Source organism: Allorhizobium sp. nf9_anc, assembly GCF_056323085.1.
Window position 1 is genome coordinate 1,506,302 of sequence record NZ_CM150481.1, and the last position, 23,540, is coordinate 1,529,841.

General features: G+C 60.9%; 25 protein-coding genes. 9 read left to right on the plus strand and 16 right to left on the minus strand.

All coding sequences use genetic code 11. The features are described from left to right. Positions 1 to 86 precede the first annotated feature (86 nt). From pepT to AC02Y0_RS07090, 3 genes are all read right to left on the minus strand, one after another. Positions 87 to 1,322 (minus strand): peptidase T, encoded by a 1,236-nt coding sequence (gene pepT / locus AC02Y0_RS07080; RefSeq protein ID WP_476383252.1) that lies wholly within the window; start codon positions 1,320 to 1,322, stop codon positions 87 to 89. A gap of 30 nt (positions 1,323 to 1,352) precedes the next feature. After that, complete coding sequence (locus AC02Y0_RS07085; RefSeq protein WP_476383253.1) at positions 1,353 to 2,183, minus strand: D-alanyl-D-alanine carboxypeptidase family protein; 831 nt, start codon at positions 2,181 to 2,183, stop codon at positions 1,353 to 1,355. Between the two features lie 166 nt (positions 2,184 to 2,349). Beyond that, positions 2,350 to 3,393 carry an endonuclease/exonuclease/phosphatase family protein gene (locus AC02Y0_RS07090; protein WP_476383255.1) on the minus strand — a complete coding sequence of 348 codons (1,044 nt, stop codon included), beginning with the start codon at positions 3,391 to 3,393 and terminating at the stop codon, positions 2,350 to 2,352. Between the two features lie 361 nt (positions 3,394 to 3,754). Here AC02Y0_RS07090 and rpsD point away from each other — a divergent pair, with 361 nt between their 5' ends. The 5 genes from rpsD to AC02Y0_RS07115 all read left to right on the plus strand — a co-directional run bounded on the left by rpsD (position 3,755) and on the right by AC02Y0_RS07115 (position 8,317). Beyond that, the gene (gene rpsD, locus AC02Y0_RS07095) at positions 3,755 to 4,372 is read left to right on the plus strand and encodes a 30S ribosomal protein S4 (RefSeq protein WP_102020230.1); all 618 of its coding nucleotides are present in this window, start codon (positions 3,755 to 3,757) and stop codon (positions 4,370 to 4,372) included. Positions 4,373 to 4,485: 113 nt separating this feature from the next. Beyond that, positions 4,486 to 5,412: a glutaminase gene (locus AC02Y0_RS07100; RefSeq protein ID WP_102020229.1), complete on the plus strand. Its 927-nt coding sequence runs from the start codon at positions 4,486 to 4,488 to the stop codon at positions 5,410 to 5,412. Between the two features lie 58 nt (positions 5,413 to 5,470). Further along, positions 5,471 to 6,358: a tRNA 2-thiocytidine(32) synthetase TtcA gene (gene ttcA, locus AC02Y0_RS07105; RefSeq protein ID WP_476383256.1), complete on the plus strand. Its 888-nt coding sequence runs from the start codon at positions 5,471 to 5,473 to the stop codon at positions 6,356 to 6,358. A 175-nt stretch (positions 6,359 to 6,533) separates the two neighbouring features. Further along, positions 6,534 to 7,739 (plus strand): lipase, encoded by a 1,206-nt coding sequence (locus tag AC02Y0_RS07110; protein ID WP_476383258.1) that lies wholly within the window; start codon positions 6,534 to 6,536, stop codon positions 7,737 to 7,739. Next, positions 7,736 to 8,317 carry a protein-S-isoprenylcysteine O-methyltransferase gene (locus tag AC02Y0_RS07115; protein WP_476383259.1) on the plus strand — a complete coding sequence of 194 codons (582 nt, stop codon included), beginning with the start codon at positions 7,736 to 7,738 and terminating at the stop codon, positions 8,315 to 8,317. Before AC02Y0_RS07110 ends, AC02Y0_RS07115 begins: the two co-directional genes overlap by 4 nt. A 6-nt stretch (positions 8,318 to 8,323) precedes the next feature. On the opposite strand, the gene AC02Y0_RS07120 is transcribed toward AC02Y0_RS07115, so the two are convergent. Beyond that, positions 8,324 to 8,941 (minus strand): thioesterase domain-containing protein, encoded by a 618-nt coding sequence (locus tag AC02Y0_RS07120; RefSeq protein WP_476383260.1) that lies wholly within the window; start codon positions 8,939 to 8,941, stop codon positions 8,324 to 8,326. A 277-nt stretch (positions 8,942 to 9,218) separates the two neighbouring features. Here AC02Y0_RS07120 and AC02Y0_RS07125 point away from each other — a divergent pair, with 277 nt between their 5' ends. Then, positions 9,219 to 10,046 carry an inositol monophosphatase family protein gene (locus tag AC02Y0_RS07125; RefSeq protein ID WP_476383261.1) on the plus strand — a complete coding sequence of 276 codons (828 nt, stop codon included), beginning with the start codon at positions 9,219 to 9,221 and terminating at the stop codon, positions 10,044 to 10,046. Between the two features lie 60 nt (positions 10,047 to 10,106). On the opposite strand, the gene AC02Y0_RS07130 is transcribed toward AC02Y0_RS07125, so the two are convergent. The 3 genes from AC02Y0_RS07130 to AC02Y0_RS07140 all read right to left on the minus strand — a co-directional run bounded on the left by AC02Y0_RS07130 (position 10,107) and on the right by AC02Y0_RS07140 (position 12,114). Then, entirely contained in the window at positions 10,107 to 11,354 is a 1,248-nt protein-coding gene (locus tag AC02Y0_RS07130; protein WP_476383262.1) for a multidrug effflux MFS transporter, read from the minus strand. A 90-nt stretch (positions 11,355 to 11,444) separates the two neighbouring features. Then, a complete protein-coding gene (grxD, locus tag AC02Y0_RS07135) occupies positions 11,445 to 11,777 on the minus strand; it encodes a Grx4 family monothiol glutaredoxin (protein WP_476383263.1) in 333 nt (110 codons plus the stop codon). A 106-nt stretch (positions 11,778 to 11,883) separates the two neighbouring features. Beyond that, a complete protein-coding gene (locus AC02Y0_RS07140) occupies positions 11,884 to 12,114 on the minus strand; it encodes a hypothetical protein (RefSeq protein WP_476383264.1) in 231 nt (76 codons plus the stop codon). Positions 12,115 to 12,237: 123 nt separating this feature from the next. Between AC02Y0_RS07140 and AC02Y0_RS07145 the strand changes: the two genes are divergently transcribed. Beyond that, entirely contained in the window at positions 12,238 to 13,392 is a 1,155-nt protein-coding gene (locus AC02Y0_RS07145) for a hypothetical protein (RefSeq protein ID WP_476383265.1), read from the plus strand. Positions 13,393 to 13,450: 58 nt separating this feature from the next. On the opposite strand, the gene AC02Y0_RS07150 is transcribed toward AC02Y0_RS07145, so the two are convergent. From AC02Y0_RS07150 to AC02Y0_RS07160, 3 genes are all read right to left on the minus strand, one after another. After that, on the minus strand, positions 13,451 to 13,684 hold the full coding sequence (locus tag AC02Y0_RS07150; protein WP_054149753.1) for a BolA/IbaG family iron-sulfur metabolism protein: 234 nt from the start codon (positions 13,682 to 13,684) through the stop codon (positions 13,451 to 13,453). A gap of 114 nt (positions 13,685 to 13,798) precedes the next feature. Next, positions 13,799 to 16,021, minus strand: coding sequence for a phosphoribosylformylglycinamidine synthase subunit PurL (gene purL, locus AC02Y0_RS07155; protein WP_476383266.1), 2,223 nt, complete (start codon positions 16,019 to 16,021; stop codon positions 13,799 to 13,801). Positions 16,022 to 16,168: 147 nt separating this feature from the next. Further along, the gene (locus tag AC02Y0_RS07160; protein WP_476383267.1) at positions 16,169 to 17,587 is read right to left on the minus strand and encodes an aminotransferase-like domain-containing protein; all 1,419 of its coding nucleotides are present in this window, start codon (positions 17,585 to 17,587) and stop codon (positions 16,169 to 16,171) included. A 43-nt stretch (positions 17,588 to 17,630) separates the two neighbouring features. Between AC02Y0_RS07160 and AC02Y0_RS07165 the strand changes: the two genes are divergently transcribed. Beyond that, the gene (locus tag AC02Y0_RS07165; RefSeq protein WP_476383268.1) at positions 17,631 to 17,933 is read left to right on the plus strand and encodes a DUF1127 domain-containing protein; all 303 of its coding nucleotides are present in this window, start codon (positions 17,631 to 17,633) and stop codon (positions 17,931 to 17,933) included. On the opposite strand, the gene AC02Y0_RS07170 is transcribed toward AC02Y0_RS07165, so the two are convergent. The 5 genes from AC02Y0_RS07170 to purC all read right to left on the minus strand — a co-directional run bounded on the left by AC02Y0_RS07170 (position 17,934) and on the right by purC (position 20,352). Beyond that, on the minus strand, positions 17,934 to 18,320 hold the full coding sequence (locus tag AC02Y0_RS07170) for a hypothetical protein (protein WP_476383269.1): 387 nt from the start codon (positions 18,318 to 18,320) through the stop codon (positions 17,934 to 17,936). It lies immediately after the preceding gene. Between the two features lie 61 nt (positions 18,321 to 18,381). Further along, the gene (purQ, locus tag AC02Y0_RS07175) at positions 18,382 to 19,053 is read right to left on the minus strand and encodes a phosphoribosylformylglycinamidine synthase subunit PurQ (protein ID WP_476383270.1); all 672 of its coding nucleotides are present in this window, start codon (positions 19,051 to 19,053) and stop codon (positions 18,382 to 18,384) included. Beyond that, entirely contained in the window at positions 19,050 to 19,307 is a 258-nt protein-coding gene (locus tag AC02Y0_RS07180; protein WP_476383271.1) for a hypothetical protein, read from the minus strand. The genes purQ and AC02Y0_RS07180 overlap by 4 nt, the downstream gene beginning before the upstream one ends. Positions 19,308 to 19,326: 19 nt before the next feature. Next, complete coding sequence (gene purS / locus AC02Y0_RS07185; RefSeq protein WP_476383272.1) at positions 19,327 to 19,569, minus strand: phosphoribosylformylglycinamidine synthase subunit PurS; 243 nt, start codon at positions 19,567 to 19,569, stop codon at positions 19,327 to 19,329. A gap of 18 nt (positions 19,570 to 19,587) precedes the next feature. Further along, positions 19,588 to 20,352: a phosphoribosylaminoimidazolesuccinocarboxamide synthase gene (gene purC, locus AC02Y0_RS07190; protein WP_476383273.1), complete on the minus strand. Its 765-nt coding sequence runs from the start codon at positions 20,350 to 20,352 to the stop codon at positions 19,588 to 19,590. Positions 20,353 to 20,594: 242 nt separating this feature from the next. Between purC and AC02Y0_RS07195 the strand changes: the two genes are divergently transcribed. Beyond that, entirely contained in the window at positions 20,595 to 20,909 is a 315-nt protein-coding gene (locus tag AC02Y0_RS07195) for a DUF1476 domain-containing protein (RefSeq protein ID WP_102020212.1), read from the plus strand. 38 nt (positions 20,910 to 20,947) lie between these two features. Here the strand turns inward: AC02Y0_RS07195 and AC02Y0_RS07200 are convergent, their stop codons facing one another. Next, the gene (locus AC02Y0_RS07200; protein ID WP_476383274.1) at positions 20,948 to 23,419 is read right to left on the minus strand and encodes an EAL domain-containing protein; all 2,472 of its coding nucleotides are present in this window, start codon (positions 23,417 to 23,419) and stop codon (positions 20,948 to 20,950) included. Positions 23,420 to 23,540: the final 121 nt, after the last annotated feature.

A 23,540-nucleotide genomic window follows, 5' to 3' on the forward strand; every position in this document is an offset into this window, starting at 1 on the left:
CATCGTCCTCTAAATTATATATTATAGAAATACGATTTCGCTTGGGGTGCAAAGGAAAAGTGCCGTTTCACGAGGCCTTGTTACTTTCAGGCCGCTCGCTCTTCCCAGACCTTCACCAGTGCGACGATCGTCTCGACCGCCTTTTCCATATCCTGAACGCTCACCCATTCGAGCGGCGAGTGATAGGCATGGCCGCCGGTATATATGTTGGGGCAGGGCAGGCCCATGAAGGAGAGGCGCGAGCCGTCGGTGCCGCCTCGGATGCTGTGACGGACCGGTTCGAGACCGACGCGGCGGACAGCTTCCTCGAGGTTGTCCATGATCTCCGGATGGTGATCGAGGACCTCCTTCATGTTGCGGTACTGGTGCTTCACCGTGAAGCTATGCGTCGAGCCAGGATAGGTGGCCATCACCTCATGGGTGATCTCCTGCAACAAATCTTCCTTTTCCTTCAGGCCGGCTTCGGTGAAGTCGCGGATGATGAGCTGAAGCTTGGCCGCTTCCATGCTGCCCGCGATGTCGACGGGGTGGATGAAGCCCTGACGGCCCTCCGTGGTCTCCGGCGCGATATCGCGGGGCAGGCGGGCGACGATGTCGCTTGCAGCCTTGATCGCATTCTCCATCTTGCCCTTGGCATAACCCGGATGCATGGCGACGCCCGTGATCTCGATGCTCACGCCGTCTGCCGAGAATGTCTCGTTCTCGATCTCGCCGACCGTCGAGCCGTCGAGGGTATAGGCGAAGCGGGCGCCGAGCTTCTGCAGATCCACCTTGTCGGCCCCCCGGCCGATTTCTTCGTCGGTCGTGAAGAGGATCTTGATGGTGCCATGCGGAATGTGCGGGTTGGCCATGAGATGGGCGGCCGCCGTCATGATCTCGGCGACACCTGCCTTGTCGTCGGCGCCGAGCAGGGTGGTGCCGTCGGTTGTGACGATGTCGTTGCCGATCTGGCTGTTCAGCTGCGGATGGGAGGCAACGCGGATAACCTGGCTCGTGTCACCCGTCAGCGTGATGTCGCCACCCTGGTAGTTGCGCACCAGCTGCGGCTTCACATTCGTGCCGGTGAAGTCGGGCGCCGTGTCCATGTGGCTGCAGAAGCAGATGACGGGTACATCCTTGGCTGTGTTGGCCGGGATCGTCGCATAGACATTGCCGTGTTCGTCGAGATGGGCGTCGGTGAGACCAAGCGCCAGGAGTTCGGCGACCAGAACGCGCCCCAGGTCCTTCTGCTTTTCCGTCGACGGCTGCGCGTCGGAGGCCGGATCGGACTGCGTGTCGATGACGACATAGCGGAGGAAGCGGTCGAGAACGGTCTCGGTCATGGGCTAGGCCTTTCCTAGTATTCCTGCGGATCACTGGCTGACTTTAGTGCCCAGATGGCGGTCAAAGAGCGTGATCATTTCCTGCGTTCGGGCATTGGCGCTGTCGGCACCCAGCACCACGCCGATCAGGCGGCGGTTGCCGTTGCTGGCCGAGGTGACGATGTTGTAGCCCGACGCATTGGTAAAGCCGGTCTTGATGCCCTCGGCGCCGGGATACTGCGCCAGAAACGCATTGTGGCCGCGAAACTTCATGCTGCGGAAGGTCATGCCGCGCGAGGCGAAGAGTTTGTATTCTTCGGGAAAGTCGCGCAGCAGCGCAAGGCCGAGCCTTGCCATGTCGGTGGCCGTCGTCACCTGACGCGGGTCGGGCAGGCCAGACGGATTGGTGAAGACGGTATTCGTCATGCCGAGTTCGCGGGCTTTCGATGTCATCATCTGACCGAAGGCTTCTTCCGAACCGCCAAGGGTTTCGGCGACGGCCGTTGCCGCGTCGTTGGTGGACAGAACGACCATGCCCATGACCGCTTCCTGGACGCTGATCGTATTGCCGGCGCCGACTGCGAACTTGTAGGGCTCCTTGTCATTGGCATTCTTCGAGATGACCAGTCGCTGGTCCCAGTCGAAACGGCCGGAATGCAGCGCCTCGAAGGTGAGGTAGAGCGTCATCATCTTGGTCAGCGATGCCGGATAGAGAACCTTGTCGGCGTTTTCCGCTTCCAGGATCGCACCGGTTCCCGCATCGACGAGGATATGGGCGTGGCCGGGTTTCTGGGTCTCTGCAGCTGCCGGCGTGACGGCTGCCAGGAGGCTGAGAAGCAGGGCGGCGAATGACGCCAAGCGGAATGGGGATCGACCAATCATGAAGTAATCTGGACCTGTGCGACGGGATGGGACGTGCCTTGGATAGACCACTTGCCCCCGTGTGTCAGGGGGTAAGTCTCGGAAGAACCGGATTTGGCACGACTAAAAGGGGTCCGCGATGCCCGGTAAGCATCGATGGGTCGGGCGCTGGCGTTGGGCTGGCTGTTCACTGGCCGGGCTTCAGGTCAGCCGTTTCCTTCAGATAGGCTTCGGAAAAGTCTGTCCGCAGTTCGATCCAGACCGGCAGGTGGTCCGAGATCTCGTGCGTACGCCAGGTGGAGAAGGCCTTCTCCGTCTGCGGATAGGTCCCCGCAGGCAGGGCGGCAACAGCAGGATCTGCAGCCATGGCCGCATAGCTGGCCGCCTCGGACGTTGTGTAGACTGCCTCGTGCCAGGGTATGATGTCGCCCCGGAGCAGGTTTTCGCTGTCCAGGGGGCCGGTAAAGGCGATCTGGTCATAGGCTTTCTTTCCATCGAGCGAGGATGGCGGCAGTGGCGAGACGCTGAACCCGTTGTCGAGCAGGGCTTTCCCGCCCGGGTCCTCGAGATCAACGATATTCATGTCGCCGAGCATGATATGGACTTCGTCTGTGGCCTTCGCACGCTTGGTGAGTTCGGCGGCGATGACGCGGATCTCGTCCTCTCGCAGCGGGCGGTTTTCCTTCTCCTCGAATACGATATGGGTCGAACAGAGGGTGAAGCGGAACCAACCGGCCTGGAAGGCTGCGAAGAAGGGTGTGCGACCAATCTGCTCATCACCGGGCAGGGCGCCCTTGGAAAAGACCATTTCCCCGATCAGATTGCGGAAGAAAACGCGATTGCGATTGTAGGCAAAAGCCATGCGCTCGTAATTGCCGCGGCCTGAACCGGAGCTGTCATTGATGAAATAGGTCCAGTTGGGCCCGAGCAGCCGCATGAGGCGCTCCATCGAGGCAATGTCCTTGACCTCCTGGATGGCGCAGATGTCGAAATGGTCTATGATTTCGGCAATATAGTGCATGCTTTCGTTGAGGCGCAGCCGACCGCCGTCAAAGTGACGAATGTTCCACGAGCCGATGATCAGTGAATTGGGCCGGCGCGCCGTGGTGATCCTGCTGTTCAGCAGCGCACGCAGCCGAAGAATGCGCTCGGCGATACAGCCGGCCTGGCCTGGACGATCCTTTCCGCGGGGATAGGTCCGTTCGTCGCGCAATGTCTTGTAAAATGCCATGATGCCCCTCCATCGTGCTAGAAAGCCGCTGTAGTCCCATCTTGCTTCGGTGAGTAAAGCGCGAAACGGGTTGGGTATCAATGGTTGTGTCTCCGTCGGCGCCATCGACCATGCTGTGTGATGGAGCCTGGCCTGTCATCAAAACGTCGCCTTCCGCTTGACTTGTCGGTCTCTTGCCACTAATGACCCCACCAACGCCGGGCCGAAATGCCCGGTGTTTGTTTTGACATGTCCCGTGGTTTTCTCCGTTCGCTGACGTGAGAAGCCTGTCAGAACCTCTCAGAAGGAGGTTCAGAGGAGGGCGTGTTTCCTTAAGCGGTTTGGCAACAAACCGCTCTAACCTGTTGAAAAGGAAATACGGATGAGCAAGCGCGCATCTTCCAAGTATAAAATCGACCGCCGTATGGGCGAGAACATCTGGGGCCGTCCTAAGTCCCCGGTAAACCGCCGCGAATACGGCCCGGGCCAGCACGGCCAGCGCCGCAAGGGCAAGCTTTCCGACTTCGGCGTGCAGCTGCGCGCTAAGCAGAAGCTCAAGGGCTACTACGGCGACATCCGCGAGAAGCAGTTCCGCGCCACCTACGACGAAGCCAACCGCCGCAAGGGCGACACCGGCGAAAACCTGATCGGCCTGCTCGAGTCGCGTCTGGACGCCATCGTCTACCGCGCCAAGTTCGTACCGACGGTCTTCGCTGCCCGCCAGTTCGTCAACCATGGCCACGTCACGGTTAACGGCGTTCGCGTCAACATCGGTTCTTACCGCTGCAAGGCTGGCGACGTCATCGAAGTTCGTCAGAAGTCGAAGCAGATGGTCACCGTTCTGGAATCCGTATCGCTCGCCGAGCGTGACGTTCCTGACTACATCGAAGTCGACCACAACAAGATGGTTGCTACCTTCGTTCGCGTTCCTGGTCTGTCGGATGTTCCGTACCCGGTCATCATGGAACCGAACCTGGTCGTCGAATTCTACTCGCGCTAATTGCTCGCGAGACGGATTTGTGGAAAGCCGCCCTTCGGGGCGGCTTTTTCTGTTTGCAGTGCAGCGCTGCCTGGGGAAGATGACGCGGCACAAACGCGGTTGAAGGAAACGAGATGGATCTGCAGCTGATCGCCGACGAGATCGTCACCGCGCTCGAGCCGCGCCTTGGGGAGGGCAAGGTCGCCGACTACATTCCGGAGCTCGCCCGGGTGGAGCCGAAGCAGTTCGGCATCGCGATCACCACCGTCGATGGCCAGACCTTCAAGGCAGGCCACGCCGACACGGCCTTCTCGATCCAGAGTATCTCCAAGGTCTTCATGCTGACACTGGCGCTCGGCAAGGCGGGCGAATCGATCTGGAAGCGCGTCGGCCGCGAACCCTCCGGCTCCTCCTTCAATTCCATCGTCCAGCTCGAACACGAGCATGGCATCCCGCGCAATCCCTTCATCAATGCCGGCGCAATCGTGGTCACCGACATGGTCCTGGCAGGGCACAAGCCGCGCGAGGCGATCGGCGAATATCTGCGCTTCATGCGCTACCTCGCCGATGACGAGACACTATCGATCGACGAGAAGGTCGCCCAGTCGGAGCAGCGCACGGGTTACCGCAACTTCGCGCTGGCCAATTTCATGCGTGGCTTCGGCAATCTCGATCACCCGGTCGAACACACGCTCGGTGTTTACTTCCACCAGTGCGCGCTGGCGCTGTCCTGCGTCCAGCTTTCCCATGCGGGCCTGTTCCTCGCCAACAGGGGCACCAATCCGCTGACGGGCTTCTCGGTCGTCTCGCCGAAGCGTGCGCGCCGCATCAATGCCTTGATGCTGATGTGCGGGCATTATGATGGTTCTGGCGATTTCGCCTATCAGGTCGGCCTGCCTGGCAAGTCCGGCGTCGGCGGCGGCATCCTTGCGGTGGCGCCGGGCAAGGCCTCGATTGCGGTCTGGTCCCCCGGCCTCAACAAGGTCGGCAATTCAGCGCTCGGTTCGGCCGCACTCGAAATGCTGGCCACCCGAACCGGGTGGTCCGTCTTCGGGACTTGATCTTCAGGGCCGCAACAGGCATTGCAAGGCGGAATTGCCGCCGAGGCCGGAGCCGCAGATGAACCTCGTGAACACGATCGATAGTCAGAATGCCGCCGCGCTCGACGGCGAGGACGAGCTCGACCTGTCGACCGTGCATCCGGTCTTTGCCAATGCGCCGCGCTCCGTGTCGTTCAACAAGCTGCGCAAGCGGCTTATACGGCAGGTGCGCCAGGCGCTCACCGATTTCGATATGCTGAAGGGCCAGCAACGCTGGCTGGTCGGTCTCTCCGGCGGAAAGGACAGCTACGGCCTGCTGGCCATCCTGCTCGATCTGCAATGGCGCGGTCTGCTGCCGGTCGAACTCATCGCCTGCAATCTCGACCAGGGTCAGCCGAATTTTCCCAAACACGTTTTACCGGAATATCTCGCCTCGATTGGGGTGAAGCACCGGATCGAATATCGCGACACCTATTCGATCGTGAAGGAAAAGGTGCCGAGCGGCGGCACCTATTGCTCGCTCTGTTCGCGGCTGCGTCGTGGCAATCTCTACCGGATCGCGCGTGAGGAGGGCTGTGATGCCCTGGTGCTCGGCCACCACCGCGAGGATATCCTCGAAACCTTCTTCATGAATTTCTTCCATGGCGGCCGGCTCTCGGCCATGCCGGCGAAGCTGCTCAACGACGAGAAGGATCTCTTCGTGATGCGCCCGCTGGCCTATGCCGCTGAAGAGGATATGGCGCGCTTTGCCCAGGCCATGCAGTTCCCCATCATCCCTTGCGACCTTTGCGGCTCCCAGGACGGGCTTCAGCGCAATGCGATGAAGGAGATGCTGGCCGGGATCGAAGCAAAGATGCCGGGCCGCAAGGATGCGATGCTGAGAGCGCTCGCCCATGTCGATCCGTCGCATCTCATGGACCCCAAGCTCTTCGATTTTGCCGGGCTGATGGCAACGAAGGCGGGTTGAGCGCTGCACTGCACCCATTGTTGCGGTCTTGCTTGTAAAGACACGGGAAAAATCGACGCAATCCTGCTGTAAGGGGTTCCAAGGCTGGACTGCGCATGAGGCATCTTGCACATTGCGCGCGGAAAGGGGCAGCGAGCATTGCGTCGCGGCTCCGGTAATGTGTGTGGGAGTAGGAATGTCTGAGGTCGCTCAGCCTTCGGTGTCGAGGCGTGCCGTGTTTCTCGTCGGAGGTTATGAACGCAACGACGCTGCCGGCTTCTTCCGGCGGATCGGTCGCGAGATGGACCGTTTCCGCAAATGCTGGTCCGTCGACGCCACGCTTGGAACGCCGGTCGAGGCGTCCAGAGGGGCTGCGACCACCGCATCCGTCGACTATCGCGGCCCGGATGGCACCTGCCGGTCCGATATCACCTTTCTCAGCTTTGATGACATCGTGAAGCATGATGGCGCCAGACCCTTCGTGGTCAGGCTCGGCGCCTATCTGTTGGCCTTCTTCGACTATGTCTTCAGCGGCACCATGTTCCGCTTCTTTGCAACGAACTGGCGCTTCGCTCTCTATTTCCTCTATCCCGTCGTGATGCTGGTGTTCTTTGCCTGGCTGGGCACGATTGCCTATCGGCTCACGGGTGCTTTGCCGCTTCCTGGTGGTCCGGTTCTCCCGGCGTTTGTCGGGGCTAGCGTCGCCTATGTCGTCGGCCGCTTCATCGGTCAGCGCTACTTCGTCTTCCATCTGATGGATCTCTGGTCGTTCAGCCGGGAGCACCTGCATTGCCGCCGTCCGGAAATGGATGCGCGCATAGACGTCTGGGCCTCGCTGATCGACGAACGGTCCTCGGCCGTCGACTATGATGAAGTTCTTCTTGTCGGGCATTCCACCGGTGGCGCGCTGATCCTCGATGTCGCGCATCAGGTTGCGGAACGACTGGTTGCCGAGGGGCGGCCGGTCAACTTCAAGCTTGTCACCGTTGGCTCGACCTCGCTGAAGGTTGCGCTTCATCCGGCAGCGAAACGCGCCCGCGAACGGCTCCAGGCTCTATCCGGCTATCCCGGTATCCGCTGGACCGAGTTCCAGGCGCTGACCGACATCATCAACTTCTACAAGTGCAATCCTTATACGCGTGCCGGCCTCACGCATCAGCGCGGAGATGAGTTCCCACGGCAGTATCAGGTCCGCATCCGCGACATGCTGGAGCGCGATGCCTACAAACGCGTGAAGAAGAACTTCTTCCGGGTTCACTATCAGTTTATCTCGGCCAACAGCCGGCGCTATTTCTATGATTTCTTCATGATCTGCTGTGGCACGCGACCGATCGAGGCCGTAAGAGGCGATACTCTGCCGCTTGCGGTGGAGGCAGGCAAAACGGCAGAGGCAGTGTCATGATCCGTATATCCTTTATCATCTGGGCCTTGATGCTCGTGACCTGGTGCGCCATGCGCTATCCGGCCATGCGTCGGGCGCGCCGTCAGAAGACCCGGGTCGACCGCCGCACCACGCTCGACATCTCCCTGCTTGTCACCTGCACCTTCGGACTGGTTGTCATGCCGATCGTCTGGCGGCTCGGCATCTTCGACGGCTTGGCCGATCGCGGGCAGGGGATTGTCCTCGTGATACTGGGGACGCTGACCGGCATCGCCTTTCTCTGGCTCTTCCGACGCAGCCACAAGGATCTCGGCAAGAACTGGTCCGTGACGCTCGAAGTACGCGAAGGCCATCAGCTGGTTACGGGCGGCGTCTATGCCCATGTCCGGCATCCGATGTATGCCTCGTTCCTGCTCTGGGGCATCACCCAGGCTCTGCTGATCCCGAACTGGATCGCAGGTCTTGCCGGTCTTGTCGCGGTGGTGGCCCTCTATGCCGTCCGCCAGTCTCGTGAGGAGGCGATGATGCGGGATACCTTCGGCACCGAGTACGACGCCTATTGCGCCCGCACCAAGCGGCTCATCCCCTGCGTCTTCTGAGACGCCTCAGCGCTTGCGCAGCGCCTGCGTGATTTCCTTGATTGCCCTATCATGGAGCGCCGGGTTCTTGTCGATGTTGAAGTGACCGATGCCCTTGATGGCAGTTTCACCCTGGCGCAGGTTGATATTGGCGAGCTCGCCCTTGAAGCCGGGTGCGGGCAGGACAGGCGACCAGAGGTTTTCACCACCGGTATAGAAATTCAGCGTCTTCTTGACGTTGCCAGGGACCGGACCCTTGCCCGTCGGATCGAAGCTCAGGATCAGCGCCACCGGAATCTTCATCGGCTGTAGTGCGCTTGCCACCGAGAATGTCATGTCGGCACCCAGCGAATGACCGATGAGCACGATCGGGCGGGCATCCTTCGATTCCCTGTAGCGGTCGGCAATCTTGCGGGCAAAGGCCTGGGCATTGGGCAGAGAGAGAACCTCTGCCTTGATCCCGTCTGCGGTGAGCTGTCTTCCAAGCGTGTCCAACCCCGTCGAGAAGATGTTGGCGAAGCCGCGGAAGAGATAGACCTGACCGGTCGCCAGCTTCGGTTTGCGGGGTTTTGCTGCTTCTGCGGGCAGGACGGAGGCAGCAAGGATCAGCGATGCATGGGAAAGAAGGGCGCGCCTGGAGATCATGTCGGGAGGTGGTCCTGAAAAAGCAGTTGTTTCGAATTCATGCATGATTCAGGCCGGCTGACAACCGGAACGGCCGTGCTTTCGACCTCTACCTCACCATTGTTGATGGGCTAGGGCACTTCAGGCGGAGAGGGATCCGCCTTCAATACCTTCGATCCCTTCACACAAAACTCTGGACGCAAAACCGCTTCGCACTTTGGCGAGAATTGCACTAGAACGGGCGCGACCGGACGGTGCGACTGGGTCGCGCCATGCCTCAAGCATCAGGAGACGCCTCATGACTGCCGCCATCGATATCGCTGCCCTTGCCAATCTCCTGCAGGAGGCTGCCGTCGAGGAGATCCTGCCGCGCTTTCGCAATCTCGGCGATGGCGATATCAGGATGAAGACGGAGGCGATCGACCTCGTCACGGAAGCCGACGAGGCCGCCGAGCGTCTGATCCGCAAGGGCATCGAAGGCCTGATGCCCGACGCCCTGTTCGTTGGCGAGGAATCGGTCGCGGCTGATCCTGCCCTCCTCGATCGCCTCAAGGATGCCGATCTCGCCGTCATCGTTGATCCCATCGACGGAACCTTCAACTTCGCCTCCGGGCTCAGCCTTTTCGGCGTCATGCTCGCCGTGGTCTCCAAGGGCGAGACCGTGGCCGGTTTGATCTATGATCCGATCGGCAATGACTGGGCGCTTTGCGAAAAGGGATCCGGTGCCTGGCTCTATCGCACGGATGGCGCCCAGGAGCAGATGTTCATGCGGCCGAGCGGTCCGCTCGAGCAGATGATCGGCATTGCCAATACCGGCTTCTTCGATCTTGAGATGCGCCGCAAGATCCTGTCGAACCTTGCCGAGGTCCGGCTCTTCACCAGCTACCGTTGTGCAGCCCATGAATACCGGCTGCTCGGCCAGGGGCACATGGATTTTGCGATGTACAACAAGTTGATGCCCTGGGATCACCTCGGCGGTGCCTTGATGATGCAGGAGGCGGGCGCCCATGTCGCGCGCTTCGACGGTTCGCCCTATCTGCCGCATCATACGGCGGGTGGGCTTTTGGTTGCCGCCGATGAAGACGCCTGGCAGGAATTGCGCGAGCGGATCTTCACCGTCGACTGATCAGAGAAAAGGCCCGGCAGTGACCGGGCCTTTCGATTTCTGGGCTGCGCAACCGGTCGGTCAGACCGGCTTGTTCTGTGCCTGGAACAACCGGCCCTTTTCGCCGATCAGGACGAAAACGAGACCGATGATCGAGACCACGAAGAAGCCGGCCACCATGGGCAGTGCCGTGCCGTCGAAGGCCTGGCCGATGGCCGCCCCGATGATCGATCCGCCGATAGTGCCCATAAAGCCGAGCACCGAGGACGCCGTGCCGGCCACGTGACCGAGCGGCTCCATGGCCAGCGAGTTGAAGTTCGAACCGATCCAGCCAAACTGGAACATCGCCAGCGCGAAGAAGGTGATGAACAGCGCAAACGGCATCGGCGCCGGACCGACAAGCTGCACCACAAGCCAGATCAGATTGATGGCAATGAAGCCCAGCAACGAGGCATGGGACAGCTTGCGCATGCCGAACCGGCCGACCAGCTTGGCGTTGACGAAGGACGAGAGTGCCATGAACAGGGCGACAGCGGCAAAGGCGACCGGGAACCAGACGCCGAGGCCGTAGATGCCGACATAGATCTGCTGGGCCGAGTTGATGAAGCCGAACAGGGCTCCGAAGATGAAGGTGCTGGCAATTGTGTAACAAAGGGCCACACGATTTGTCAGCACGATGCGGAAGCCGTCGAAGATGACCTTCACCGTGAACGGGCGCACGTCTTCCGGTGCCAGTGTCTCGGGCAGGCGAACATACATCCATGCGCCGACGATGACGGCGATCACCGCCATGAAGACGAAGATCCAGTGCCAGTCGCCGAAGAGCATGATGACCTGGCCTGTGCCGGGCGCGACGACCGGGATGACCATGAAGACCATCATGATCAGCGACATGACTTCCGCCATCTGGCGGCCGCCGAAGACGTCACGGACGATCGAGACCGTGATGACGCGGGTCGCGGCCGAGCCGATGCCCTGGATGAAGCGCAGCAGCAGCAGCGATTCGAAGGAAGGCACGAAGACCACGGCGAGCGACGAGACGACATAGATCGCAAGGCCGACGATCATCGGGATGCGCCGGCCGAAACGGTCCGCAATCGGGCCATAGAAGAGCTGCGCGATGCCGAAGCCGATCAGATAGGCGGAGACGACATATTGCCGATGGTTCTCGTTCTCGACGTTGAGTGCCGCGCCGATTTCCTGCAGGCCGGGCAGCATGATGTCGATGGCGAGCGCGTTGAGCGCCATCAGGAAAGCCATGAGGGCAATGAACTCGGCACGCCCCATGCCACCTAAGGCCTTGGGAGCGGACTGTAATGAATCTGACATGAACTATGACCTTATAACGGCATGAAGGCGTTGCTTGGGACAACGCCTTCATCGCCTGGAGATTTTTTAGAGGCCTTGCGGCCGGTAGGGTCAGGCTGCGCCGCGAACGGCGATGCCCTGGTCTTCGAGATGCGTCTTGAGTTCGCCCGCCTGGAACATCTCGCGGACGATGTCACAGCCGCCGACGAATTCGCCCTTGATGTAGAGCTGCGGAATGGTCGGCCAGTTGGAATAGGCCTTGATGCCTTCACGGATTTCCATGTCGGCCAGCACGTTGACGCCCTTATAGTCCACGCCGAGGTAGTCGAGAATCTGGACGACCTGGCCCGAGAAACCACACTGCGGGAACTGCGGGCTGCCCTTCATGAACAGGACCACGTCGTTGGTCTTGACTTCGTTGTCGATGAATTCGTGGGCGCTCATGTCATTTGTCCTTTCACATGCCGTTCAAGGCGGCAGCTTTGCTTTGCCGTAGAAATAGCAACACAGCTCGCCTTTTGCCAGTGGCGAGTTTGCGGCTGGGCCTGAATTAACGGCTCCGCTGGCGGCTGCGCTTTGCAGCAGAGCGGCGGCGGCTCACCTGCTTGCGGGCCGGGGCCTTCACGCGCTTCGTCGTCTTGCGCACGAAGCGTCCCGTCGTTGCAGAGCGGGTCTGGCGCTTGCGCCGACGCGTCGTGCCGCTGCGGGTCGATTTCTTCAGGATTTCCTTTAGGACGCCTTCGACGACGTCCTTGACGATGTTTCCGAGCAGATCCGCCATGTTTATCCCTCTTGCACTCACGGTTCTGGATGGTTTTGTTCCATTACGCTCTTTAAATCAGCGCAAATCTCGTCTAGCAAGCGCCACCTGCGGCCGCCTGCCGTCGATTGAGTGACCGCTTTCATGATCCACAGCCGCATCGTCCTGCATTTCCCGGGTTTCGAACCCCTCAATGCAGAAGCCCACCGCCAGCGCTATGAGCGCTCCGCCGCTCAGGCTGCCCGGATCTGGCAGGCACGCTTCGATGTGGGCGGGCTCTCTGTCGATGAAACGGGCGCGCACTTTCCGGTGGATGCCGAGGTGGCCGGCTGGGCGACGCGTTCCGATATCCATGTGTTCGACCACAATGATCTGATCACCGCGATGCGGTCCGAGCCGGTCTGGCTGCAGATTGCGAAGGGCTTCAAGGCGGGCTTCGACGTCGTGCGGCAGGGCGGAGCTCTCGGCTATTTTCGCCATGCCTGGCGTTTTGGCCTGTTCTTTCTCTTCCCATTCCTGTTCCTCGCCGCCGGTATCGCACTCGGGGTCAATGTCGCGGCCATTCCGTCAACATTCGACCTGTCGTTTTGGTGGTTCCTCCTCACCGTGCCTGCCGGCGCCCTCGTCTTTCGCTATGGTGTTATCCGCTTCTCGGATCGCTATCATGTGCTGCATCTGCTGGCCGACTGGCGGCTCGCGGTTGCCGTTGCCGAGAACCGGTCGGAGGTTGCATCCTTCATCGAGATTGCGGCAGATGAGGCGATTGCCTCGCTCAAGCAGCCGTCGGACGAAATCCTGGTCACATCGCACAGCATGGGCGCCAACTTTGCACTTTCGGTCGTCGGTCGCCTCATCGAGAAAGCACCTGAGGTTCTCGAGGGACGGCGGATCGTTTTCGTCACGCTGGGGGGAGCGGCTCTCCAGTGCAGTCTGTTGTCGAGCGCGACCATCCTTCGCCGTCGGATCGGCAGCGTCGCGCGTGCTCCCTCGATCGACTGGTTCGACATCCAGTGCCTGACCGACCCGATCCATCTCTACAAATGCCATACGGTGGCGCTGTCTGGACACATGGATGCGCCGCAGCCGAAGCTGGTCTTCGTTCGTTTCAAGCACGCGATGTCGCCGGAGCGCTACGAGAAGAACCGCCGCGATTTTCTGCGCATGCACCGGCAATATGTGCTCGGTCCCGACCAGCCGAGCGGCTTCGACTTCACCTTAATGACGGCCGGGCCGCTCCCGGCCAACAGCTTCGAAGCGCTGGATTCGACACGCGCTCCGGTCATCCACCCGATGTCGTGAAAAAGGCCCGCCGGTGAACGGCAGGCCTTAGATTTCGTCTCGGCAAGGACAGCCCCGATCAGTCGGGAATGCTGGTCTGCAGTGCGAGTGCATGCAGCACGCCGCCCATATTGCCCTTCAAGGCATCGTAGACCATCTGGTGCTGCTGGACGCGGCTCTTGCCCCGGAAGGCTTCGGCGACGACCTCGGCGGCATAGTGATCACCGTCTCCGGCGAGGTCGCGGATAACGACCTTCGCTCCCGGAATACCGGCCTTGATCATGTCTTCGATGTCGCCTGGTTTCATCGGCATGTAACAGATCCCTCATGCAAATCAGCAATGCGAGAACTATCCTGCATTCGCCGAAGTCTTTCAATGGGGTAGGCCGCGCCTACCCCATGCTCCACAGGCATGTGATCGAATGCCTCAGGCGAGCTTGCCGTCCATGAGCGCGGGGAACCAGGCTTCGTGGGCCGCCTTGAGGTCTTCGACCGCGACAGGCTTGGCATCGCCGAGCACAACGTTCGAACCGCCGGTGCGGCCGATCCACGGGCAGAAGACGCCAGCGGCTTCGGCGCGGACCTGAACCTGGTCGACATTGGCTTCGGTGACGGTCAGGACGTAGCGGCCCTGGTCTTCGCCATAGAAGACGGCGATCGGGTTCGCATCGTTCAAGGCGTTGATATGTGCGCCGATGCCGGAGGCCATAGCCATTTCGGCGACGGCAAGGCCGAGGCCACCCGACGAGCAGTCGTGAACGGCGGTCGCGAGACCGTCCTGGATCAGGCCGCGGACGAAGTCGCCGACCTTCTTTTCATGCTCGAGATCAACATGCGGTGCCGGGCCGTCGGTGCGGCCGTGAATGTCGCGCAGGTAGCAGGATTGGCCGAGATGTGTGCCCCAGCCGGACGGAGCGCCGGCGAGCAGGATCGCTTCGCCCTGAGCGGCAAAGCGGATACGGGCCATTTTCTTCCAGTCCGCCATCAGGCCGACGCCGGCAATGGTCGGGGTCGGCAGGATGCCCTGGCCATTGGTCTCGTTGTAGAGCGACACGTTGCCGGAGACGATCGGGAAGTCGAGCGCAAGGCAGGCCTCGCCGATGCCTTTGATCGCAAAGACGAACTGGCCCATGATTTCAGGACGCTCGGGATTGCCGAAGTTGAGGTTGTCGGTCGCCGCCAGCGGCAATGCGCCGGTCGCTGTGATGTTGCGCCAGCATTCGGCCACCGCCTGCTTGCCACCTTCGAACGGATCCGCCTCGACGTAACGCGGGGTGACGTCGGAGGAGAAGGCGAGCGCCTTGGAGGAGTGACCCTCGACGCGAATCACGCCGGCATCGCCGCCCGGCAGCTGCAGAGAATTGCCCTGGATCAGCGTGTCATACTGCTCATAGACCCAGCGGCGCGAGGAGTTGTTGGCGGAGCCAACGAGCTTCAGCAGCGCGTCTGCGACGTCGCCGGCCGGAATGTCGTTCTCAGCGAGCGGGGCAGGGGTCTTCGGCTCGATCCACGGACGATCATATTCCGGGGCTTCGTCGCCGAGTTCCTTGATTGGCAGGTTCGCGACTTCCTCGCCCTGGTGGATGACGCGGAAGCGCAGGTCGTCTGTCGTGTAGCCTACGATCGCGAAGTCGAGGCCCCACTTGACGAAGATCGCCTTGGCGACTTCTTCCTTGGAAGGCTCGAGCACCATGAGCATGCGCTCCTGGCTTTCCGACAGCATCATTTCATAGGCCGTCATGCGCTCTTCGCGCACCGGCACCTTGTCGAGCTGTAGTTCGATGCCGAGGCCGCCCTTGGCGCCCATTTCGACCGCCGAGCAGGTGAGGCCTGCGGCACCCATGTCCTGGATGGCGATGACGGCGCCAGTCTGCATCAGCTCAAGGCAGGCTTCCAGCAGGCACTTTTCGGTGAAGGGGTCACCGACCTGGACCGTCGGGCGCTTCTCTTCGATCGACTCGTCGAATTCGGCCGATGCCATGGTCGCACCGCCGACGCCGTCCCGACCGGTCTTGGCACCGAGATAGACGACCGGCAGGCCGACGCCCTTGGCCTCAGACAGGAAGATGCCGTCCGCCTTGGCGAGGCCGGCGGCGAAGGCGTTGACGAGGATGTTGCCGTTGTAGCGCGCGTCGAATTCAACTTCGCCGCCAACCGTCGGAACACCGAAGGAATTGCCGTAACCGCCGACACCGGCAACGACGCCAGCGACGAGGTGCTTGGTTTTCGGATGGTCAGGGGCGCCGAAGCGCAGGGCGTTCATGGCAGCCACCGGACGCGCGCCCATGGTGAAGACGTCGCGCAGAATGCCGCCGACGCCGGTCGCAGCCCCCTGATAGGGTTCGATGTAAGACGGATGGTTGTGGCTCTCCATCTTGAAGACGACGACATCGCCATCATCGATATCGACGACACCGGCATTTTCGCCCGGTCCCTGGATGACGCGCGGACCCTTGGTCGGCAGCGTCTTCAGCCACTTCTTTGAAGACTTGTAGGAGCAGTGCTCGTTCCACATAGCCGAGAAGATCCCGAGCTCGGTGAAGGTCGGCTCGCGTCCGATCAGGTTCAGGATGCGATCGTATTCATCCGGCTTTAGGCCGTGGCTTGCGATCAATTCTGCGGTGATGGGACGGGAGTTGGAAACGGTCATCTGGCTCTCAGGGCAATGGAGATCGGTGGGAGATCGGTTTCGAGGCAGGCTATAACCCAAGCCTGCGCCCGGCGCACTTGAAAAATGCGCGCAATCAGGCCTTTCCTGCCGCTTTCCAGCACAAGAAGCCTTGGCTATTCCCGATGGTCAGACGATGGCGCTGGTGCCGAGCGGCGACTGGTCGAGGATGCGCCGAACCGTCTTCAGGCCTTCGATCGAAATCGAGCGTTCGCGGCCTTCGCTGAAGCCGACGCGGACATGGTGATAGACCCGTGACGAACGGGCGGGCTTGAACTCGTCCTCGTCGTCGATCAGGACATCGGCATCGAGCACCGCCTGCTTGAAGGTGCCGGACATCCAGGGCTCCGGAAGCTTCAGCCAGAAGAAGGGTAGGCGCGGATGGGAGCGGAAGTCCTTGCCGGCAAAGAGCTCGCGGACGACCGCTTCGCGCGCGCCGATTTCCGCCAGCACCTTGCCGCGGATTTCGCTCGCGGCGCCCGACAGTACCAGCCGGGCGGAGAGTTCAGCGAGAAGAAAAGGTAGGCCGCCGCTCACCATCTTCTGGGTCACGCGGACGCGCTGGCTCATATGGGGTGGGCAGGCGACCCAGCCGCCGCGTACGCCGGCTGCGACGCATTTCGACAATCCGTTGAGTAGGAAGGTCCGGTCTGGCGCGAGTTCGGCCAACAACGGAATCTCATCTGCGATCATGCCGCCATAGAGATAGTCCTCGATCAGCCAGACATTGTATTTGCGGGCGATGGCGACGATGTCCTTGCGCCTGGAAAGCGGGAGCGTCGCGAGCGTCGGGTTCTGGCCCGATGACATGATGAAGGCGGCCTTGGGATGTTCCCGGGCGCAGACGCGCTCGAAATCCTCCGGCAGGATCCCATCCTGGTCCGAATCGACGAGCGCAATTTGCCGGCCCATCAGGTTGGCGCTGCGCGACACCTGCGAATAGGTCAGGTGCTCGCATACGATCCGGTCGCCAGCGCCGCTGACGGCGGCGACCACGGCATTGATGCCGGCATGGACGCCGAGTTGCGGCAGGATCTGTTCGGCATCGGGTGTCCAGCTGCCTGAAGACAGCCATTGCCGGCCTGCTTCCAGCCAGTCGGGGGAGAGGGTTCGGGTATAGCTCGAAATCTCGCCCGGATGGGCAGAAGCGATCTCCGCCATGATGCGCCCGACTAGTTCCGCCTGGCCGACATCGATCGCGGCCGTCGTGTCGAAGCGCAGTTTGCCTGGCGGTGGGATGATGGCGCGCGTGCCGCCATAGTTGATCGACACGGGATCGCGGGGTTGCGCCGCGCCGCTGTCGTCGTTGCCCTGAACATACGTGCCGCGACCGACCTCGCCTGTCACCAGCCCTCTTTCCCGCAGCAAGGCATAGGCACGCGAGATTGTCCCTATTGTCACCCCGACGTCATAGGCGAGATCTCGCTGCGGCGGCAATTTGGCGCCATTGGGTAGTGCGCCTGATTTGATGGCGTTTTCCGCTTCATCCGCGATGCGGACATAAAGCGGGCCAGTGCCTGTGTCGAGGGAGGGGAGCCAATTTGTCATGATGACAATTCTATAGATTGTCACCCAATAGGAGTCAATTCATATGCTGTCATCACAGGAATTGACATCGGGAATTTTTGTTATGGTGACAATAGAGACAATCGGTTCGAAGGCCGTGGCTGCCCCGGTTCAGCCGCCAAGATTGGCGTGGCTGGCTGGGACCATTCAGGCTGCGGGAAGGGCGTTGGCGCTGTGGCGGCGGCGACGGACGACGCGCGTCCATCTCTCACAACTGACCGACGACCAGCTGCGGGATGTGGGCCTGTCGCCTGACGTAGCCGAGCGTGAAATCAGGAAGTCGCGTCTGCTGCTGCTGCTCGAGCGGCCGTATCAGCCGCCGTTCTGATCAGCAGTCGTTCCTGCCATTCGCCCAGCGGACGACGTCCTGACGGATCCGTGGCGCGACAGTTTCGTTCAACAGAGGGCCGAATGCGTCGAGGCGAGGGGGCGTTCCCTCGGCCTGAACCACGAGCACGGGGCGGTCGTCGCGGGACCCCTTGCGAACCAAAAGAATACGTGGGCGACCGGAGAAGGAGCTCAGTTCAGGGGAGAGCTGGTAGGTCCGGAAAGCGGCGTCTCCGGACTTGAACCAGCAGCGGTTTGCAGCGACCGCCACCTTTTCCATGATGTCGAGCGCAGATTGTCCACGGACTGCGGGCCGAGGAGCCTCAGGCTTGCAGGCCGTGAGGCCCGTTGCTGCAAGGAGAATGACGGAGAAGGCGAAGCGGCGCATTGGCGATCTTTCGGCTAACTGCCGCCTTCCCTTAAAGGTCTGTGGTTAAGCGAAGCTTACTTCAGGCCGCGATGACGTCGAGTGCCGAGGCGAAGATGCCGCGGCCGTCATTGCCACCATGGGCAGCCTCGATCAGGTTCTCCGGATGCGGCATCATGCCGAGAACGTTGCCCCGGGCGTTGATGACGCCGGCGATATCGTTCATCGAGCCGTTCGGATTGGTGCTGTCGGCATAGCGGAAGACCACCTGGCCATTGCCCTCGATCGTCTTCAGCGTCTCGGCATCGGCGAAGTAGTTGCCGTCGTGGTGAGCGACCGGGCAGCGAATGATCTGGCCCTTGGCATAGGCGCGGGTGAAGTCGGTATCGGCGTTCACCACTTCCAGCCGGATTTCCTTGCAGACGAACTTGAGCGACTGGTTGCGCATCAGGGCGCCCGGCAGCATGCCTGCTTCGACCAGGATCTGGAAGCCGTTGCAGACGCCGATGACCTTGACGCCCTTTTCGGCCTTTTCCTTGATCGCCTGCATCACCGGCATGCGGGCTGCGATCGCGCCACAGCGCAGGTAGTCGCCATAGGAGAAGCCGCCCGGGATGACGATCAGGTCGACATCGGGAATGTCAGTCTCCGTCTGCCAGATCGTGACGGGCGCGTGGCCGGAGATCTTGGTGAGAGCCGCGATCATGTCGCGGTCACGGTTGAGGCCTGGGAGCTGGACGACGGCTGATTTCATGGCTGTGGCTCAAACCTTGCTTGGGCCTCTGCGAGTTCACGCAATTCGAGGCGATCTTCTATCCGGTCGAGACGAACAAGAACCTGCGCCATAGTTCCATGCAGATTGTTCAAGTCGCCTTGCATGACGTGCATGTGGCTGCGAAGGCTTATAATGTCCTGCCTCAGTCCTCGATTGTCTTCGCTCATATTCGCCAAATCGGCATGGACGCGCTTCAACAACTCATACATGAGTTCGTTCGTTATCTCGGCCATCACGGCTCTCCCTCAACCCTTAGGCGATGGAGATAGTATAATTCTCGATAACCGTGTTGGCCAGGAGCTTTTCACACATGGCCTTGAGGTCGCTTTCCGCCTTCGCCTTGTCGGTGCCTTTGACTTCGAGGTCGAAAACCTTGCCCTGGCGGACCTGGCCTACGCCGTCGAAACCGAGGGCGCCGAGTGCGCCTTCAATGGCCTTGCCCTGTGGGTCGAGGACGCCGTTCTTCAGGGTAACGGTGACACGTGCCTTGATCACTGATCTCTTCTCCGAAGCTTACTTGACGAGAACCGGGCCGGTGCCACGGATCGGTTCGTTTTCATTGATGATGCCGAGCCGGCGGGCGACTTCCTGATAGGCTTCGAGAAGCCCGCCCAGGTCCTGCCGGAAGCGGTCTTTGTCGAGCTTTTCACGGGTCTCGATGTCCCAGAGGCGGCAGCTGTCCGGCGAAATCTCGTCGGCGAGGATGATGCGCATCATGTCGCCTTCATAGAGGCGGCCGCATTCGATCTTGAAGTCGACGAGCTGGATGCCGATGCCGAGGAAGAGGCCGGACAGGAAGTCGTTGACGCGGATGGCGAGCGCCATGATGTCGTCGAGTTCGGCAGGATTGGCCCAGCCAAACGCGGTGATATGCTCTTCGGAGACCATGGGGTCCGCGAGCGCATCGGACTTGTAGTAGAATTCGATGATCGAGCGAGGCAGAACCACGCCTTCCTCAATGCCGAGGCGAGTCGAAAGCGAGCCGGCGGCGACGTTGCGCACGACGATCTCAAGCGGGATGATCTCGACTTCCTTGATCAGCTGCTCGCGCATGTTCATGCGGCGGATGAAGTGGGTCGGAATGCCGATCTTATTGAGGTGCGTGAAGACGTATTCGGAGATTCGGTTGTTCAGAACGCCTTTCCCGTCGATGACTTCATGCTTCTTCTTGTTGAATGCCGTTGCATCGTCCTTGAAGAACTGGATCAGCGTGCCGGGCTCGGGACCCTCATAGAGGATCTTTGCCTTGCCCTCGTAAACGCGGCGGCGACGGTTCATGGGCGGTTTTCTCTGTTGTTGGCATCCCGGCGCGAAAGCGCGGACGCAGTGGATCGGTCTTTAGGGCGGTCCCTTAACGGAAAACCTTCGTTTTCACAATGCGCAGATCACCCCTTCCTGCCAAAACGTCGCGCCATCAGGGACTCACCTGGAATCGCGGAAGTTTGCATTGCACTTTGTACTCCCTTTTGATTAATGGGGAAACGAAACCGCACGATGGCGGCACAAAATGGGAGATCGATATGAGCGGCATTGGTGATCGCGAAAAGGCCTTTGAAAACAAGTTCGCCCACGATCAGGAGCTGCGCTTCAAGGCTGAAGCGCGTCGCAACAAGCTTCTCGGTCTCTGGGCCGCCGGTCTGCTCGGCAAGGCCGACCCGGACGCCTATGCGAAGGAAGTCGTTGCTGCCGATTTCGAAGAGGCCGGTGACGAGGACGTGATCCGCAAGGTGATGGGGGATCTGACGGCTGGTGGCGTATCGATCACCGACGAAGAACTGCGCACGAAAATGGTCGAGTTCCTCGGACAGGCCATCGAGCAGATCCAGAACGCCTGATCCAGGATCTGTATTCATCGACATCGATCCGCCCCGGCTTATGCCTGGGCGGATTTTTTGTGTTTTCTGAGGAGCTCGGTCACATCTGCCACGCTGGCGGGCCAGGCCAAGCCATATCCTTGCAGCACGTCGCAGCCGAGGCGGCTGAGGATGCGGGCGTGCTCTTCCGTTTCCACACCTTCCGCCGTCACCTTGATGCCGAGCGAGCGGGCGATCTGGATGATCGACTTCACGAGGATCCTCTGCTCCTGGCTGTCGGGCACGTGTTCGATCAGCTGCCGGTCGATCTTGAGTGTCGTTGGCTTGAGGTTGAGCAGGCCGACGATCGACGCATGACCGGTGCCGAAATCATCGATCTCGATATCGATCGCCAGCCGGCGCAACATGTCGAGGTTGCTCATCACGGCGGCGTCCTGGCGGTCCAGGAAGACACTCTCCAGGAGTTCGAAGGAAACGGTTCCAGGCTTGATGTCGAGGTCGTGCAGTCCGCGAGCAAGGTCCGGATCTGTCAGCCGGCGTGCCGAGACGTTCACCGATATCTTCGGCGGCGCGATGCCGGCGGCGCGCCAGCCCTCGAGATCGGTGAGTGCCTTTTCCAGAATTAGGCCATCGATCTGGGCGAGCACGCCGTATTCTTCTGCGATCGGCAGGAATTTGTCCGGGCCTATGATCCCCCTTGTCGGATGCCGCCAGCGGGCGAGGCATTCCGCGCCGACCACTGACCGCGTCCGGGCATCGAACTGAAGCTGGTAGTAGGGGAAGATCTCGTCGTTCTCCAAAGCCCGCAAAAGCTCGCCGGAGAGGCGGCTTGCGTCGGCCAGCATGGTTCTGCTGGCCGGTGCGTAGAATTCGTAGCGGTTGCGGCCGAGGTTCTTTGCCTTGTAGAGCGCGATATCGGCGTTTTGCAGGAGCTGCTTGGGGTCGATGTCCCGTGTCAGCGTATGCGCGATCCCGATGCTCGCGCCGAAGCGGCATTCCTGCCCGTTGTACCAGGCCGGCTGGCGCATGTGGGCAATAATCCGGCTGGCAACCGCCGAAATTGTGGATGTCGCCCCTTCGTGGTCGATAATGACGACGAATTCGTCGCCCCCGATGCGGGCAGCAAAGTCCTTGACGCGGATGTTTTCGCGCAGGATGCGGGCCGCAAGCGTCAGCATGGCATCGCCGGCACCGTGGCCGAGGGTATCGTTGATCTGCTTGAACCGGTCGAGGTCGATGTGGAGGATCGCAATGCCGGCGCCCAGCGTGCCTTTGCCAGCGCGCCACTCCTCGAGTTTCTCTTCCAGATAGCGCCTGTTCGGCAGGCCCGTCAGATAGTCGTGCAGGGCCGATTGTTCGGCCTCAAGCCGGGTCCGCTCCAGTTCCGCATTGCGGGCCTCGGCAAGGGTCTTTTGCTGTTCCAGTTCCTGCCGGAGGCGCTGGTCTTCTGTAACGTCCCAGTTCACACCGATCATCTTCAGCCGGCCGTCATGATCCATGAAGGGAAGGCTGTTCGCGCGGATGTACCGGGTGCTGCCATCCTTGGCGATGATTCGATAGTTGTCGGTAAAGGGCTTCAGCTCGGCGATCTTGGCTGCGACATGCGCCAAGGTGCGGCTGCGGTCTTCCGGATGCAGCTTGCTTTCCCAGAAGCCGCCGATCTGGACGTCGCAATCGTTTTCGACTTCGAAGATGCGGCGCATCCCTTCGTCCCACTCGCTCGTGCCGGCTTCGAAATCGGTCTCGAAGATGCCGATCCCGGAAATGTCGACGGCGAGCTTTAGGCGACGCGACAGGCCATCAAGCCATTCTTCCTGCTGTTTGCGGGCAGTAATGTCAGTGTCGGTGCCGACGATCCGGGCAGGCTTGCCCTCTTCGTCCCGTTCGACGCATGCGCCACGGCATTCGATCCAGACATAGTGACCTTCCCGGTGCAGCTCGCGATATTGGAAGACGGTGTATTCCGGGTCGCCGGCATTCTGTCGTTCGATGCAGTGGACGACGCGCTCGCGATCCTGGGGGTGCACCAGCTGCAGCCAGTCCTCCATGGTCGGCGGGAAGGGATCGCCGGGCCTCATGCCGCGGATCTGTCGCCAGATCTCGGAATAGTAGAGTTCACCCGAGCTGCGCTGGTCCCATACGCCTGAGAGCGAGCCAACAAGCGCGTGGTTCCATCGGCTCTCGCGTTCCTTGACCTCGTAAAGCTCCCGGCGGAGGCTGGTGATGTCAGTCAGCTGAAGGAGCGTCGGCGCTGGTCCTGAGCCATGGACGCTTGGGCCGGCAAGGGTTGCGATGAAGTGCCGGCGATCTGCGTTTGCCTTGGTGATCTCGAGGACCGAGGGGATGCCATCCATCATGCGGCTGAGGGCCACGACCATCTTCGGCGCGTCTGCGCCATTCAGCCACTCTACGACATTATGTCCCGCGATATGCTGCTCGCCAAAGGCCCCGCACATCGCTTCGTTTGCATTCCGGATGATGCCATCCGGTTCCAGCCATGCTGCAGGCCAGGGCAGTTGCGATATGTCCATTTCACCTGCACCAGGAGTGGCAGAGGTGGCTGCTTTTGGGTGCAAAATCATGCTCCTGGCCTCGAATGGTTGCAGGAAGTCTATGAGTGCCAACTTAAGAAGGGTTTAAACTTGGTCGTTT